The 14,820-nt window shown below is 69.9% G+C and carries 14 protein-coding genes; 11 read left to right on the top strand and 3 right to left on the bottom strand.

Annotated features, from left to right (window positions below):
* The first annotated feature begins 9 nt into the window (after positions 1–9).
* Complete coding sequence (locus tag OG584_RS09390) at positions 10–282, top strand: DUF4190 domain-containing protein (RefSeq protein ID WP_405776926.1); 273 nt, start codon at positions 10–12, stop codon at positions 280–282.
* 60 nt (positions 283–342) lie between these two features.
* Positions 343–1,506, top strand: coding sequence for a cysteine desulfurase family protein (locus OG584_RS09385; RefSeq protein ID WP_405776924.1), 1,164 nt, complete (start codon positions 343–345; stop codon positions 1,504–1,506).
* A 117-nt stretch (positions 1,507–1,623) separates the two neighbouring features.
* Here OG584_RS09385 and OG584_RS09380 read toward each other — a convergent pair whose 3' ends face one another.
* A complete protein-coding gene (locus OG584_RS09380; RefSeq protein WP_405776922.1) occupies positions 1,624–2,274 on the bottom strand; it encodes an N-acetylmuramoyl-L-alanine amidase in 651 nt (216 codons plus the stop codon).
* A gap of 80 nt (positions 2,275–2,354) precedes the next feature.
* Between OG584_RS09380 and mnmA the strand changes: the two genes are divergently transcribed.
* Positions 2,355–3,530 (top strand): tRNA 2-thiouridine(34) synthase MnmA, encoded by a 1,176-nt coding sequence (gene mnmA, locus OG584_RS09375; RefSeq protein WP_405776920.1) that lies wholly within the window; start codon positions 2,355–2,357, stop codon positions 3,528–3,530.
* Between the two features lie 167 nt (positions 3,531–3,697).
* Here the strand turns inward: mnmA and OG584_RS09370 are convergent, their stop codons facing one another.
* Entirely contained in the window at positions 3,698–4,021 is a 324-nt protein-coding gene (locus OG584_RS09370) for a DUF427 domain-containing protein (protein ID WP_405776918.1), read from the bottom strand.
* A gap of 50 nt (positions 4,022–4,071) precedes the next feature.
* Between OG584_RS09370 and OG584_RS09365 the strand changes: the two genes are divergently transcribed.
* Together OG584_RS09365 and OG584_RS09360 are read left to right on the top strand one after the other, a co-directional pair.
* A complete protein-coding gene (locus tag OG584_RS09365) occupies positions 4,072–4,611 on the top strand; it encodes a TIGR00730 family Rossman fold protein (RefSeq protein WP_405776916.1) in 540 nt (179 codons plus the stop codon).
* Between the two features lie 7 nt (positions 4,612–4,618).
* Positions 4,619–5,317 carry an SDR family oxidoreductase gene (locus tag OG584_RS09360; protein ID WP_405776914.1) on the top strand — a complete coding sequence of 233 codons (699 nt, stop codon included), beginning with the start codon at positions 4,619–4,621 and terminating at the stop codon, positions 5,315–5,317.
* A gap of 106 nt (positions 5,318–5,423) precedes the next feature.
* On the opposite strand, the gene OG584_RS09355 is transcribed toward OG584_RS09360, so the two are convergent.
* Positions 5,424–6,809, bottom strand: coding sequence for a PQQ-binding-like beta-propeller repeat protein (locus tag OG584_RS09355; RefSeq protein WP_405776912.1), 1,386 nt, complete (start codon positions 6,807–6,809; stop codon positions 5,424–5,426).
* Between the two features lie 97 nt (positions 6,810–6,906).
* Here OG584_RS09355 and OG584_RS09350 point away from each other — a divergent pair, with 97 nt between their 5' ends.
* The 6 genes from OG584_RS09350 to OG584_RS09325 all read left to right on the top strand — a co-directional run bounded on the left by OG584_RS09350 (position 6,907) and on the right by OG584_RS09325 (position 14,809).
* Positions 6,907–7,911, top strand: coding sequence for a methionine synthase (locus OG584_RS09350; protein ID WP_405776910.1), 1,005 nt, complete (start codon positions 6,907–6,909; stop codon positions 7,909–7,911).
* Positions 7,912–7,944: 33 nt separating this feature from the next.
* Positions 7,945–10,128: an NAD-dependent DNA ligase LigA gene (gene ligA / locus OG584_RS09345; RefSeq protein ID WP_405776908.1), complete on the top strand. Its 2,184-nt coding sequence runs from the start codon at positions 7,945–7,947 to the stop codon at positions 10,126–10,128.
* 298 nt (positions 10,129–10,426) lie between these two features.
* Entirely contained in the window at positions 10,427–12,592 is a 2,166-nt protein-coding gene (locus tag OG584_RS09340; RefSeq protein ID WP_405776906.1) for a putative bifunctional diguanylate cyclase/phosphodiesterase, read from the top strand.
* Positions 12,593–12,761: 169 nt separating this feature from the next.
* Entirely contained in the window at positions 12,762–13,058 is a 297-nt protein-coding gene (gene gatC / locus OG584_RS09335; RefSeq protein ID WP_266852761.1) for an Asp-tRNA(Asn)/Glu-tRNA(Gln) amidotransferase subunit GatC, read from the top strand.
* Between the two features lie 3 nt (positions 13,059–13,061).
* Positions 13,062–14,570 carry an Asp-tRNA(Asn)/Glu-tRNA(Gln) amidotransferase subunit GatA gene (gene gatA / locus OG584_RS09330; protein WP_405776904.1) on the top strand — a complete coding sequence of 503 codons (1,509 nt, stop codon included), beginning with the start codon at positions 13,062–13,064 and terminating at the stop codon, positions 14,568–14,570.
* A 5-nt stretch (positions 14,571–14,575) separates the two neighbouring features.
* Positions 14,576–14,809 (top strand): hypothetical protein, encoded by a 234-nt coding sequence (locus OG584_RS09325; RefSeq protein WP_405783954.1) that lies wholly within the window; start codon positions 14,576–14,578, stop codon positions 14,807–14,809.
* The last annotated feature ends 11 nt before the right edge of the window (positions 14,810–14,820 follow it).

Here is a 14,820-nt window from a genome sequence, read left to right as displayed (position 1 = left end):
GAGCGAATCATGGAACTCACCGCATCCGCCCGTAGCCGGACCGGCATCCGTGACGCCGACGGCATGGCCGTCGCCTCGTTCGTGCTCGGACTGCTGGGCCTGCTCGTGCTGAACATCGTTCTCGGGCCCACGGCCATCGTGCTGGCCGGCCTCGCGCTCTGGCGCGGGACCGCCCGTCGCGCCCGTGCCCTGCTCGGTCTCGCGCTCGGTGTGGCCGATCTGGTGGTCCTGGCCACCGTCTTCACTTCGAGCGGCGCCGTGATCTGGAACTTCGGCGGCTGACCGCCCGGCCGGGGTGCGCGGCGGGGAGCCCGCCCCGGAACTCGTAGAATCGTCGGCACCATGGCTTACCTCGACCACGCTGCGACCACTCCCATGCTTCCGGAGGCGGTTGAGGCGATGACCGCCCAGCTCACCGTCACCGGCAATGCCTCTTCGCTGCACGCCGCCGGGCGACGGGCCCGGCGTACCGTCGAGGAAGCCCGCGAGGCTCTCGCGGAGTCACTCGGCGCACGCCCCAGTGAGGTGGTCCTCACCTCCGGCGGGACCGAGGCCGACAACCTCGCCGTCAAGGGGCTCTTCTGGTCCCGCCGGGACGCCGAACCCGGCAGGAACCGCGTGCTGGTCAGCCCGGTCGAGCACCACGCGGTCCTGGATGCCGTCGACTGGCTGGGCGAACACGAGGGCGCGACGGTCGAATACCTGCCGGTCGACGGCTACGGCCGGGTGCGCCCCGAGTCCCTGCGCGAAGCGATCGAGCGCGACCCCTCCGATGTGGCCCTGGCTACCGTGATGTGGGCCAACAACGAGATCGGCACGGTCATGCCGGTGCGTGAACTGGCTGATGTGGCAGCCGAGTTCGAGATCCCGCTGCATGCCGACGCGGTGCAGGCGTACGGCCAGCTCCCGCTGGACTTCGCCGCGTCGGGCCTGGCCGCGATGACCGTGTCGGGCCACAAGGTCGGCGGCCCCTACGGCACCGGCGCCCTCCTGCTCGGCCGTGAGTACACGCCGGTCCCCGTGCTGCACGGTGGCGGCCAGGAACGTCATGTCCGCTCCGGGACGCTGGACGTCCCCGCCATAGCCTCCTTCGCCGTCGCCGGAACGCTGGCGGCCGAGCGGCGCGAGGTCTTCGCCAGGGAGATCGGCGCACTCCGCGACCAGCTGATCGCCGCGGTACGGTCCGCGGTCCCCACGGCGGTCCTGGGCGGCGACCCGGCGGACCGCCTCCCCGCCAACGCCCACTTCACCTTCCCCGGCTGCGAGGGAGACTCCCTGCTGCTCCTCCTGGACGCCCAGGGCATCGCGTGCTCCACGGGGTCCGCCTGCACCGCGGGTGTCGCCCAGCCGAGCCATGTACTCCTGGCCACCGGGACGGACCCGGATCTGGCCCGCGGCACGCTGCGCTTCTCCCTCGGGCACACCTCGACCGCGGCGGACGTGGCGGCGGTGGCGGCGGCCATCGGCCCGGCGGTGGAACGGGCCAGGTCGGCCGGGCTGAGCTGAGCTTCGCCGGGCTGTGCTGTGCGAGCGGCGTGAGCTTCGCCGGGCTGTCGCTGAGCCGGGCTTCGCCGGGCTGGGCTGTGCTGAGCTGTCGCCGGGCTGTGCGAGCGGCGTGCCGGCTCACCCGCGGGCTCTGCGCACCAGCCGCACGTACCACGCCCAGTCCCAGTACGGTCCGGGGTCCGTGTGGTCGGTTCCAGGTACTTCCACGTGCCCGATGATGTGCTGCCGGTCCACGGGTATCCCGTAGCGCGCGCAGATCTCCGCGGTCAGCCGTGCGGACGACCGGTACATCGCGTCCGTGAACGACGAGGCCCGGTCCACGAACCCCTCGTGCTCGATGCCGATACTGCGTTCGTTGTATGCGCGGTTTCCCGCGTGGAAGGCCACATCCGGCTCCCGGACCGTCTGCGCCACTTTCCCGTCCCTGCGGACGACATAGTGCGCGGCGGCCGCGTGGGCAGGATCCGCGAATACCCTCAGCGCCATCGCGTAACTGCCCTGGACGGTATGGATGACCACCCGGTCTATCGCATAGTCATCGGGCCGGTCGGCCCGCCGGTAGTTGGCCGGGGACGCCGCGGCCCACTGGGCTCCCGCGAAATCCACCTCGGCGCTCTCGTGCGGCTTCCCGCCACCCGACATGCGGTCCCACACGTGCCCCAGCTCGCCTCTGCCCAGGGCCGCTGCACCAGCGGCGGCACCGAGCCCGCCGACCAGCAGGGCCCGTCGGTCCACATGCCGGTCCCTGTCGCCGCCCGTACGCTCCATGTGTCCGTCAACGCATCCGCGTGAGCCCGCGATTCCCCTGGCGGCGCGGGATTCCCCGGTGGCCGTACCCTGGTACGGCTATGACTCAGACACCCCAGAGCCCCCGCCCCCGACCCCTCCGGGTACTGGCCGCGATGTCCGGCGGCGTGGACTCCGCCGTGGCCGCCGCCCGTGCCGCCGAGGCCGGACACGACGTGACCGGCGTGCACCTGGCGCTCTCCGCCAATCCGCAGTCGTTCCGTACCGGAGCGCGGGGCTGCTGCACGATCGAGGACTCCCGCGACGCCCGGCGTGCGGCGGATGTCATCGGTATCCCCTTCTACGTCTGGGACCTGGCCGAACGGTTCCGTGAGGACGTCGTCGACGACTTCGTCGCGGAGTACGAGGCCGGCCGCACCCCCAACCCCTGTCTGCGCTGCAACGAGAAGATCAAGTTCGCGGCGCTGCTCGACAAGGCGCTGGCTCTCGGCTTCGATGCCGTCTGCACCGGTCACTACGCGACGGTCGTCCTCAACGAGGACGGATCACGCGAGATGCACCGGGCCTCCGACATGGCCAAGGACCAGTCGTACGTACTCGGGGTGCTCGACGAGCGCCAGCTCGCACACGCCATGTTCCCGCTGGGGGACACCCTGACCACCAAGGACGAGATCCGCGCCGAGGCTGAGCGGCGGGGCCTCGCCGTCGCGAAGAAGCCCGACAGCCATGACATCTGCTTCATCGCGGACGGTGACACCCAGGGCTTCCTCGCCTCCCGGCTCGGCGGCAAGGCGGAGGGCGACATCGTCGACGAGTCCGGTACCAAGGTGGGCGACCACGACGGTGCTTTCGGGTTCACGATCGGCCAGCGCAAGGGCCTGCGCATCGGTCACCCCGCCCCGGACGGCAAACCGCGCTACGTGCTCGACATCTCCCCGGTGGCCAACACAGTGACGGTCGGACCGGTGGAAGCACTGGACGTCACCGCGCTGACCGCGATCAAGCCCCGCTGGTGCGGGAACGCCCCGACCGGCCCAGGGACGTACACCGCCCAGCTGCGCGCGCACGGCGGCGAGACGCCGGCGACGGCCGAGCTGGTCGGCGGCGAGCTCAGGGTGGCCTTTGACGAGCCGGTCAGGGGCGTGGCGCCCGGTCAGGCGATCGTGCTCTACGACGGCACACGTGTGGTCGGCTCGGCGACCATCGCCACGACGGACCGGGCGGCCAGGACCGCACCGCCCGAGAGGGCCGCCGCGGTCTCGGGTCACGCTGTCTGAAGGCCGCCGCGGTCTCAGGTCACGCTGTCCGAGGCGGCGCGGTCTCAGGTCACGCTGTCCGAGGCGGCGCGGTCTCAGGTCGGGCGGACCCGGGTGGTGGTGCGTGTCGGGCCGTCCGGGTTGTGCGCGGTCTGAGCCCAGCCCCCGTGGTCCGGGACATTGCGGTCTCAGACCACTTCGGTGTCGTAGAAGCAGAAGTGGTCCTTGATCTCTGCGACTCGGGCCAGCGGCTCCGGGTAGGCCCAGACGAGATCGGTCGCGTCAGGCAGCGACCAGTAGGACGCGTCGCCCTTGAAGGGGCAGTGCGTGTGCGTGTCCGACGCGGTCAGCAACTCGGTGCGTACGTCCTCCGGCGGGAGGTAGTAGCGCACCGGCAGCCCCGTCTCGTGCAGCAGCAGGGGGCGGCGGCTCTCCGCCAGGATCTGGCCCTCGCGGACAACCCTTACGTGGTCGGTGCCCTGCTCGACGGTGATGCGGTGTCCAGTAGTCATACCCGGTTCAGCGCCTGGAGGGGCCCGCTTCTTCCCCGTACCGTGAACGCATGAATATCTGTGTCTTCCTCTCCGCAGCCGACCTCGATGAGCACTACACACGCCCCGCCCGGGAATTCGCCGAACTGCTCGGCAAGGGCGGCCACACGCTGGTCTGGGGAGGCTCGGAGAGCGGCCTCATGAAGGTCGTCGCCGACGGGGTGCAGGAGGCAGGGGGGCGGCTCGTCGGAGTGTCCGTGGACTTTCTGGCCGCCAGGGCCCGCACCAACGCGGACGAGATGGTGATCGCCTCCGATCTTGCCGAGCGCAAGGCGCTTCTGCTCGCCAAGGCCGACGCTGTGGTGATCATGGTCGGTGGCACCGGGACTCTGGACGAGGCCACCGAGATCCTTGAGCTGAAGAAGCACGGCAAGACCACCATGCCCGTCGTACTGCTCAACACGGCCGGTTTCTACGACGGCCTGAAGCAGCAGTTCCAGCGGATGGAGGACGAGGGCTTCCTGCCCGTTCCCCTCACTGACCTGGTGTTCTTCGCTGAGGACGGATTGGCGGCGCTGGCCTACCTGGAGGAGTCGCGGGGCGTCCAGTAGTGCGACGATGGTGCCCATGGCTACACATGTGATCACTGGCGCTGGTTCCGGTATCGGCGCGGCTGTCGCGCGCCGCCTTCATGAGCGCGGCGATCACCTCGTCATCGTGGCGCGGGACGCCGGGCGCGGAAAGGAGCTCAGGGGGCACTTCCCCGGCGCGGAAACGCTGGTCGCCGACCTGGCGAATCCCGACCGCATCTCCTGGGCGCTCGGCAAGCAGCCGATGCCGGAACAGGTTGACTCGCTGCTGCACATCGCGGGTATCGCCGACCTCTCTCCCATCGGCGAACTCCGTCCCCCGACCTGGCACCAGCAGCTCAACACCAATCTCATCGCGCCTGCCGAACTGACCCGGCTGATGCTGCCGCAGCTGCGCAGCAGCCGAGGCCAGGTCGTATTCGTCAACTCCGGTGCCGGTCTCAACGCCCATGCGGAGTGGGGCGCGTACGCCGCCGCCAAACACGGTCTCAAGGCCGTGGCCGACGCTCTGCGTGAGGAGGAGCGTGAGAACGGCGTCCGGGTCACGTCCGTATACCCGGGGCGCACGGCTAGCCCCATGCAAGCCAAGATCCACTCGCAGGAGGGCAAGGAGTACCGCCCGGAGGGTCTGATCGACCCCGAATCGGTGGCCACCACCATCCTGACGGCCCTGGACCTCCCGCGCGATGCGGAGATCAACGATGTGACGGTGCGGGCGGGGCACTGAGCGCGGATGCGCGGACGTCCGGCGCGCTGACCGGTGCGGGGCCCCGCGAGCAGGTGTCCGGGCCGGTCGGACCGGGCTCGCCTCTCGACTAGGGCCCGGCCGGGCCCTAGTCGGCCAGGATGACTTGCTCCGTGGAGGAGGGGGACAGGAAACCGCTCCACCCGATCCTGACCACGCCGTAGCCCGCGCTGAGCACAGTCATCGTGCCGGGTTCGGCACCGTACGCATTCTCGTAGAGGGACGTGGGCAACGTAGTCCGGTGCAGCTCGTGACCGGTCCGCGCGTCCAGTACGAGTAGCTGGCCCAGGCCCGGGGCGATGTGCTGCCGCGGTTTCGTCCGCGGCCGGTACTCCGGTATGTACACCCGGCCGTCGGCAATCCGGGATATGCCCAGCTCGCGTCCCTTGCCCGCCTTCACGGTCCAGAGGGCTTTGCTGCTGCCGTCGTTGCTGACCTGTCGCGCCGTCAGCGAGGTGTCGTCGGGGCCGAGGAGGACCATCCCGTCGCTGAGGCCGCGCAGACCTTCCTCGTGCGAGAGCTTGGTGGTGTGCGTCAGGGGCCGTGTGCCTGATACGTCCACCGTGACGAGCGAGTCGCGCAACCCCTCGGAGACAAGCGTGTGGTCTCCGAGACGTCCGTATCCCATGAACTGTTCCTGGACGTGCCAGAGGGCCGTGCCACGGGCGGCATCGATCCCGTAAAGAACCTGGTCGTTTCCCCCCGGCACGGCGCAGTGGGCGGCGTCGAATGCCTCGGACCCCAGCAGATCGACCGGCGGCCGACTGTCCCAGCTCTTGCACCCCTTGGGCGGAGCGATGGACCAGAGCTGCTTTCCCTTGTGTGCCGACAGAGCGGTCAGCCGGAGCCCCTGGTTGAGGATCACGGTGTCGTTCCCCGCCCGCCAGACCTGGCTCCCGGATTCCCCGCGGGGCGCCCCTGCCACCTTCGTGTGCCAGCGAGGCTTCCCGCTTCGCAGGTCCACCGAGACCGTGAGCCCGTCGTCGTACCAGAGGACGACGGCGTCGCCGACGACCGAATCGTCTATCAGAGCGCTCTTCTCGCGCCCGTAATGCCAGTAGCTCCGGCCGGTACGGACGTTTGAAGCCATGATGCCGCTGGACTGCTCGTGCAGGGCCAGCCCCCCGACGACCCTCGCAGGGCCATCCCCACTCGCCAGCACCGTGCCCGGCCGCTCCGGTGCAGCGGTGCCGAGGGCGGCGGGGAAACCGCCGTGCGGGCCACTCATCTGCTCGTGGAAGCGCGTGAGGTAGTGATACGTCTGCCAGCTGCCGATCGAGAGGGCCAGCACCGTCACGACAGTCGCCAGCTTGATCCACCTCGCCCGGATCCAGGCGCCCGCCGCACGCGCCGACTGGGCGGGGGTCCGCTGCAGGCGCGGAACGGCGTACCACGCCCGCGCCGGGGGACCTGGAACGGCCTCCGTGTCATCGTCGCCGGAATCCCATGTCCAGCCGTCCAGCCGGTCCTTCATCGATCTCCCCCTTGAACGCGTACCCGATGGTAGTCACTGATACATACACCGCCCGGCCCGGCCCGGTTCCGCCCCGGCACTCTCGTACGCTTCGGGGGTGAGCGAGAAGAGCAAGTTCAGCTGGGGTCCTGCCACCGCGATCGGGTCCATGCCCGGCGGTGACGCGCGCGAGAGCGCGAAAACCGTGGTCGGGTCCTTCGAGGGCTTCCCTTGTCTTCCGGAGCTGCCCGCGCGCGGCCCCGGCGCCGACATGCTGGGACGCACCACCGGGATGCTCGTCGAGATGTACGCGCATGTGGAGCCCAGTGGCTGGCGGGTGAGCGACCGGCCCGGACGCGACACCAGGCGGGCCCGCTCCTGGCTCGGTGAGGACCTCGACTCGCTGGAGGAGTTCACGCAGGGGTACGAAGGACCGCTCAAGGTACAGGCGGTGGGCCCCTGGACCTTGGCCGCCGGGCTCGAACTGCGGGGCGGGGAGGCCGCGCTCGGAGACCCCGGGGCGTGCCGGGACCTCGCCGCCTCACTCGCCGAGGGGCTGCGCGGACACCTGGCCGACGTGCGGCGGCGGGTACCCGGCGCGCAGGTGGTGCTCCAGCTCGACGAGCCGTCACTCATCTCCGTACTGCGCGGGCAGATCAGGACTGCCAGCGGTTACCGGACGCACCGGGCCGTGGACCGACAGGTCATCGAAGGCGTCCTGCGGGACGTCATGGCGGTCAGTGACGGGCCCGTGATCGTGCATTCGTGCGCCCCCGATGTGCCGTTCGGCCTGTTGCGGCGGGCCGGTGCGGCCGGCATCTCGTTCGATTTCAGTCTCCTCACCGAGCGTGATGAAGAGGCGATCGGAGAGGCCGTGGAAGGCGGTACCCAGCTCTTCGCCGGTGTGGTGCCCGGCACTGACACCGCATTGTCGGACCCTGCCGGTAGCGTCATGGGTGTCAGAACGCTGTGGCGCAGGCTGGGGCTGAATCCGGGGACTCTCGCCGAGTCTCTGGTGCTCACCCCGGCATGCGGGCTCGCGGGCGCTTCACCCGACTACGCCCGTGCGGCGCTCGCACACTGCGCCCGCGCGGCGAGGTCACTCGCTGACAACCCTGAGTAGCGGGATCGCTTTCATCAACGGGAGGACGAGACGGTGGCTGTCGAACAGCAAGGTGCGGTGCCTGCGGAGGCACGGGAGAGCCACGCTCAGCTGGCCGAGCAGATCGAAGAGCACCGCTTCCGGTACTACGTGAAGGACCAGCCGGTCGTCAGCGATGCCGAGTTCGACACGCAGCTGCGAGCGCTGGAGGCCCTGGAGGAGCAGTATCCGGAGCTGCGCACTCCGGATTCGCCGACCCAGAAGGTCGCCGGGGCGTACGAGACGGAGTTCACGTCCGTGCAGCACCGCGACCGGATGCAGTCGCTGGACAACGCCTTCGACGACGAGGAACTGGCCGCCTGGGCCGACCGGGTGGCGCGCGACGTCGGCTCGCCCGGTTACCACTTCCTGTGCGAGCTCAAGGTCGACGGTCTGGCCGTCAACCTCACCTACGAGCACGGCAGACTGGTCCGCGCCGCCACCCGGGGCGACGGCCGGACCGGCGAGGACATCACCCCCAACGTGCTGACGATCACGGACATCCCGCACCGGCTGCACGGCGAGCGGATCCCGGAGCTCGTCGAGATCCGTGGTGAGGTGTACTTCCCCATGGAGGCCTTCGAAGGGCTCAACGCACGGCTGGTGGAAGCGGGCGACAAGCCATTCGCCAACCCGCGCAACGCGGCGGCCGGTTCGCTGCGCCAGAAGGACCCGAAGGTCACAGCGACCCGCCCGCTGCACATGGTCGTACACGGCATCGGGGCCCGTGAGGGCTTCGACATCGACTGTCTGTCGCATGCGTACGAGCTGCTGCACGAGTGGGGCCTGCCCACCGCCAAGCACAACAAGGTGGTCGACGATCTGGCGGGCGTCAGGGAGTTCATCGCGTACTTCGGCGAGAACCGCCACTCGGTGGAGCACGAGATCGACGGGGTCGTCATCAAACTCGACGAGATCCCGCTCCAGGGGCGGCTCGGCTCCACCTCGCGGGCGCCGCGCTGGGCCATCGCCTGGAAGTACGCGCCGGAGGAGGTCAACACGAGACTGGTCAACATCAGGGTCGGCGTGGGGCGCACAGGCAGAGTCACGCCGTACGCGCAGGTGGAGCCGGTCACCGTGGCCGGGTCCGAAGTCGAGTTCGCGACGCTGCACAACCAGGACGTGGTGAAGGCCAAGGGGGTGCTCATCGGCGACACCGTGGTGCTGCGCAAGGCTGGCGATGTCATCCCCGAGATCCTGGGCCCCGTAGTGGATTTGAGGGACGGCAGCGAGCGGGAGTTCGTGATGCCGGCCGAATGCCCCGAGTGCGGTACGGCGCTGCGGGCCATGAAGGAGGCGGATATCGACCTCCGCTGCCCCAACGCGCGTTCCTGTCCTGCCCAGTTGCGTGAGCGGCTCTTCTATCTGGGCAGCCGCAAGTCGCTGGACATCGAGAATTTCGGCTATGTCGCAGCGGCCGCGCTGACCCAGCCGCTGGAGCCCGCCGAGCCGCCGCTCAGGGACGAGAGCGACCTTTTCGACCTCACCATCGAGCAGTTGCTGCCGATCAAGGCGTATGTCCTCGACCAGGACAGCGGACTCCCCAAACGGGACCCGAAGACCGGCGAGGAGAAGATCGTCACGGTCTTCGCCAACCAACAGGGTGAGCCCAGGAAGAACGCACTGGCCATGCTGGAGAACATCGCTGCGGCGAAGGAGCGTCCGCTCGCTCGGATCATCACCGGCCTTTCGATCCGTCATGTGGGCCCGGTGGCGGCGGAGGCGCTGGCTCGTGAGTTCCGTTCGATCGAGCGGATCGAGCAGGCCACGGGGGATGAGCTGGCGGCCGTGGAGGGCGTCGGCGCGATCATCGCGGCCTCGGTCAAGCAGTGGTTCGAAGAGGACTGGCACCGCGAGATCCTCCGCAAGTGGCAGGCGGCCGGGGTCCGTATGGAGGACGAGGGCGCCGGTGAGGACAGAGGCCCCCGACCGCTGGACGGGCTGACCGTGGTCGTCACCGGGACTCTGGAACACCACACGCGGGATGGCGCGAAAGAAGCGCTCCAGAGCCTCGGCGCGAAGGTGACGGGGTCGGTTTCGAAGAAGACGGCGTTCGTTGTGGTCGGAGAGAGCCCCGGTTCGAAGTACGACAAAGCGATGCAGCTGAAGGTCCCCGTACTGGACGAGGAGGGCTTCGCCGTCCTGCTCGAACAGGGTCCTGACGCGGCCCGCGAGGCGGCGGTACCCGTCGAGGAGTAGCGGGGGAGCGGCAGCGGGAGGCGGGGCAAGCTCACCCGTTCGGCCCATAGCAGATGCATCGGGACGGTCGGGTTGCATTCGGGCAAGACCTGCAGAGCGCTGCCCGTTGGAGCCCTCTGCGGCCTACTGTTGAAGGGTGCGCCCGTCCCGCACGGCTGCAAGGGGCCTGCCCCGGTCTCCTGGAGATTCTTTCCTCTGGAGTTTCTTCCCGAGTCCGGGACAAGATATGAGCCGTGACGGCATGACAGCGGGCCAGCACGACGTGGCATGGGCACTGCCGGCTGTGAGAGGGACGGGCATGAAACCGACCGAGAGCGCCGATCCGGGGCTGCGGGTGCGCGGTGTCGCACAGCTCGCTCAATCCGTGGCGAGGCTGCCCGCTTTCCCGTTCGTCGTGGGGCTGGCCGCAGTCGTCCTGCTGACCGGCTTGTTAGGCGACATCAGGGACGGCCGAGCACTGTTCCCGGACGGCACGGCAGGCTGGGCGCTCGCTGTGCTGACAGGCATCATCGTCGGCCATCTTGTCGCGCTCGGCCGCGACCGCTGGTGGGGCGGCACCGGATCCGGTGCCGCCCTCACGCTTGCCGTCCTGCTGCTGTACGGCTGGGTACCGGCGGTGCTGGTCAGCCTGGCCGTGGTTGTCCTCGTGGGGGCCGCCCGCAGTCATCGCTGGCGCCAGGGACTGCTGCACGGCGCCTCCGACGTCCTCGGCATCGGCGCAGCCGCCCTCGTTCTCGCCGCGTTCGGTGAGACCCCGGCGGTCGAGCACCCCTGGCGGCCACTCGACTGGGGGATCGGCTCCGCGCTGGAGATCGTGATGGCGGCCGTCGCCTATCTGGCCGTGGCGCGGTTCCTGCTCTGGTCCGCGCAGCCGCCGGGCAACCGCGGGCTGCCGACCGTCGCCCGCACGGCATTGGTCAGACAGGGCCTCGTCGGCGTTGCGCTGCTCGGGATCGCCCCGCTGATCTGCGTGGTCGCCATGTCACAGCCGCTGCTGCTGCCGCTGTTCTCGGTCCCGCTGATCGCACTGGACTCGACGCTGTGGATCGCCAGAGCCCGTGCGGAGGAGCAGCTGCGTGACCCGCTGACCGGGCTCCCCAACCGCCAGTGGCTGCTGGAGCGGACCTGGGCGGCGCTGGCGGAGGCCGAGAACGGCGGATTCAGGTCGTCCCTGGTCCTGATCGACCTCGACCGGTTCCGCTCGGTCAATGACACGCTGGGACATCTCGCGGGCGACCGGCTGCTGTTGCAGATAGCGGAGCGGCTGCGGTTCGCGCTGCCGCGCGGCGCGGAGGTCGCACGCCTCGGCGGCGACGAGTTCGCCGTACTGCTGCCGGTGGCCGATTCGGCAACGAGCGTCATGCGTATCGCGCGCCACCTCGTGGCCGAGCTGGGCTCCCCGCTGGACCTGGACGGGCTGACGCTGGTACTCGAGGCCAGCGCCGGTGTCTCGGTCTTCCCCGACCACGCCCTCGACGCCGAGGGCCTGCTCCAGCGCGCGGACGTCGCGATGTACCAGGCCAAGCGGGACCGCACGGGTGTCGAGGTGTACGAGTCCAAGCGCGACAGCAACACCCCTGACCGGCTCGGCCTGCTCGGCGATCTGCGGCGGGCCCTCGACGCGGGCGATGTGGAGCTGCACTACCAGCCGAAGGTCCGGTTCGACGGGCAGGTGGCGGGGCTCGAGGCACTCGTCCGCTGGGTGCATCCGCAGCGCGGCAGGGTCCCCCCGGACGAGTTCATCGCCATCGCCGAGTCGTCGGGACTGATGCCGCATCTGACCGAGTACGTCCTCGAGACGGCCCTGGCCCAGGTCGCCAAGTGGCGCCTCCAGGGCCTGAAGGTCCCGGTAGCGGTCAACGTGTCGCCGCGCGACGTGCACACCCCCGGTTTCGCCGGTGCGGTGGCGGCGCGGCTGGCACGGCACGGCGTACCGCCAGGCGCCCTCCAACTGGAGATAACCGAACACGTCCTGCTGGAGGACCCGCAGCGGGCCGCCGACACACTGGCCGGACTGACCGCGCACGGCGTCAAGATGTCGTTGGACGACTTCGGTACGGGGTACTCGTCCTTGGTCCATCTGCGACGGCTTCCGGTGAGCGAGCTGAAGATCGACCGGTCGTTCGTGGCCAGGCTCGCGGTGGACAACGAGGACGCGGAGATCGTTCGCTGCACGGTCGACCTCGCCCATTCGCTCGGCCTGATCGTCGTGGCCGAGGGCGTCGAGGACGACGAGACCTGGGAGCGGCTGCGCGATCTGGGCTGCGACGCCGTGCAGGGCTGGCTGGTGGCGGCGGCGATGCCGCCCCACGAGGCGACCGCGTGGCTGCTGGCCCGGGGGTCCCGGGGATGGCAGCGGCCGGCTGAGCTCGCGGCGGCGGCCGCTGCCGAGAAGGCGAAGCTGCCCTCGGGGCAGGTGGTCCTGCACAGCCGGCCGGGAGCGCCGCAGGATCCGCGTCCGTGACCCGGCCCCGCTCCTGGCCCGTGGCGCCCCCGCCGGAGGTGCCGGAGGCGTGTCCCGCAGCGCCGGACCGCCCTCCGTGCACCGCCGCGGTGGAACCGTTTAGTGGCCGCGGCCCCCGGCCCCATAGGATTGGGCGAAAATCCACACACTCACCCCTGAGGATCGCTGCATGCCTGGCATCACGCGCGAGGAGGTCGCCCACCTCGCACGGCTGGCACGTCTGGAGCTGAAGGACGAAGAGCTCGACCACTTCGCCGGACAGCTCGACGACATTCTCGGCGCGGTCGCCCGCGTATCCGAGGTTGCCGACCAAGACGTACCGCCGACCTCCCACCCGCTGCCGCTGACGAACGTCATGCGCGCGGACGAGGTCCGTCCGTCGCTCACCCCGGAGCAGGCCCTCTCCGGCGCCCCCGCTCAGGAGCAGCGGCGTTTCAAGGTGCCGCAGATCCTGGGGGAGGACTAACCCATGACGGACATCAACATCATCAAGCTCACCGCCGCCGAGACCGCCGCGAAGATCGCTTCCGGCGAGCTCACGGCCGTAGAGGTCACCGAGGCGCATCTGGCCCGGATCGCGGCCGTCGACGAGAAGGTCAACGCCTTCCTGCACGTCGACCGTGAGGGCGCGCTCGCGCAGGCCCGCGCCGTCGACGCCAAGCGGGCGAACGGCGAGAAGCTCGGACCGCTCGCCGGTGTGCCCGTCGCGCTGAAGGACATCTTCACCACCGAGGGCGTACCGACCACCGTCGGCTCCAAGATCCTCGAGGGCTGGATCCCGCCGTACGACGCGACCGTCACCAAGCGGCTCAAGGCCGCCGACGTCGTCATCCTCGGCAAGACCAACATGGACGAGTTCGCCATGGGGTCGTCGACCGAGAACAGCGCGTACGGGCCCACCGGCAACCCCTGGGACCTCACCAGGATCCCCGGCGGCTCCGGCGGCGGCTCAGCCGCCGCGCTGGCGGCGTTCGAGGCCCCGCTGGCCATCGGTACGGACACCGGCGGTTCCATCCGCCAGCCGGCGGCCGTCACCGGCACCGTCGGCGTCAAGCCGACCTACGGCGGGGTCTCCCGCTACGGCATGGTGGCGTTCTCCTCCTCCCTGGACCAGGGAGGCCCCTGCGCCCGTACGGTCCTGGACGCCGCCCTGCTGCACGAGGCCATCGCCGGACACGACCCGCTCGACTCGACCTCCATCGACGCCCCGGTCCCGCCGGTCGTCGAAGCCGCGCGCAACGGATCGGTCGCCGGGCTGCGCGTCGGGGTCGTCAAGCAGTTCCGCGGCGAGGGCTACCAGGCCGGGGTCCTCCAGCGCTTCGACGAGTCCGTCGAGCTCCTCAAGGGCCTCGGCGCCGAGATCGTGGAGCTGGACTGCCCCTCCTTCGACCTGGCGCTCTCCGCGTACTACCTGATCGCCCCCTCGGAGTGCAGCTCCAACCTGGCCCGTTTCGACGCCATGCGCTATGGCCTGCGGGTCGGCGACGACGGTACGAAGTCCGCCGAGGACGTCACCGCGCTCTCCCGCGAAGCCGGATTCGGCGACGAGGTCAAGCGCCGCATCATCCTCGGCACGTACGCGCTCAGCTCCGGCTACTACGACGCGTACTACGGCAGTGCCCAGAAGGTCCGCACGCTCATCACGCGTGACTTCGAAAAGGCGTTCGAGGGCGGCGGCGGCGTCGATGTGATCGTCTCGCCGACCACGCCCACCACCGCCTTCCCGATCGGCGAGCGCGCCGACGACCCGATGGCGATGTACCTCGCCGACCTGTGCACCATCCCGACCAACCTGGCCGGCAACTCCGCCATGTCGCTGCCCTGCGGCCTGGCACCCGAGGACGGGCTGCCGGTCGGCCTGCAGATCATCGCCCCAGCCATGAAGGACGACCGGCTGTACAAGGTCGGAGCTGCCGTCGAGGCCGCCTTCGTGGAAAAGTGGGGACACCCGCTGCTTGAGGAGGCTCCGTCGTTGTGAGTGCCATGACCAAGAAGGCCAAGAACTTCAAGAAGTCCAAGACCGGCGTCTACGTGTCCCTGGGCTCCACCGCCATGGGCGCGCTCAGCGTGATCAAGCAGGCCAAGCTGGCCCGCCAGGAGAACGACACGCTCCGACTGGTCGACGCCGCCATCTCGGCTGCGGCGATCGCCACCGGACTGGCGATCCTCTACCGCGAACTGAAGCGCCTGGGCGACGACGACGTCCTGCTGGGCTGAGAGGGAAAGTC

Origin of the sequence: Streptomyces sp. NBC_00859, assembly GCF_045161865.1 — a bacterium.
GTDB lineage: Bacteria > Actinomycetota > Actinomycetes > Streptomycetales > Streptomycetaceae > Streptomyces.
Note: the sequence above shows the minus strand (reverse complement) of the source record. Positions and strands in the feature narration are given on the sequence as shown.

Coding starts and splice junctions, on each gene's coding strand:
- OG584_RS09380 (WP_405776922.1), bottom strand. CDS start 2,274: ATGGAGCGTACGGGCGGCGACAGGGACCGGCATGTGGACCGACGGGCC.
- OG584_RS09370 (WP_405776918.1), bottom strand. CDS start 4,021: ATGACTACTGGACACCGCATCACCGTCGAGCAGGGCACCGACCACGTA.
- OG584_RS09340 (WP_405776906.1), top strand. CDS start 10,427: ATGAAACCGACCGAGAGCGCCGATCCGGGGCTGCGGGTGCGCGGTGTC.
- OG584_RS09325 (WP_405783954.1), top strand. CDS start 14,576: ATGACCAAGAAGGCCAAGAACTTCAAGAAGTCCAAGACCGGCGTCTAC.
- OG584_RS09385 (WP_405776924.1), top strand. CDS start 343: ATGGCTTACCTCGACCACGCTGCGACCACTCCCATGCTTCCGGAGGCG.
- OG584_RS09365 (WP_405776916.1), top strand. CDS start 4,072: ATGAATATCTGTGTCTTCCTCTCCGCAGCCGACCTCGATGAGCACTAC.
- OG584_RS09360 (WP_405776914.1), top strand. CDS start 4,619: ATGGTGCCCATGGCTACACATGTGATCACTGGCGCTGGTTCCGGTATC.
- mnmA (WP_405776920.1), top strand. CDS start 2,355: ATGACTCAGACACCCCAGAGCCCCCGCCCCCGACCCCTCCGGGTACTG.
- OG584_RS09390 (WP_405776926.1), top strand. CDS start 10: ATGGAACTCACCGCATCCGCCCGTAGCCGGACCGGCATCCGTGACGCC.
- gatA (WP_405776904.1), top strand. CDS start 13,062: ATGACGGACATCAACATCATCAAGCTCACCGCCGCCGAGACCGCCGCG.
- gatC (WP_266852761.1), top strand. CDS start 12,762: ATGCCTGGCATCACGCGCGAGGAGGTCGCCCACCTCGCACGGCTGGCA.
- OG584_RS09355 (WP_405776912.1), bottom strand. CDS start 6,809: ATGAAGGACCGGCTGGACGGCTGGACATGGGATTCCGGCGACGATGAC.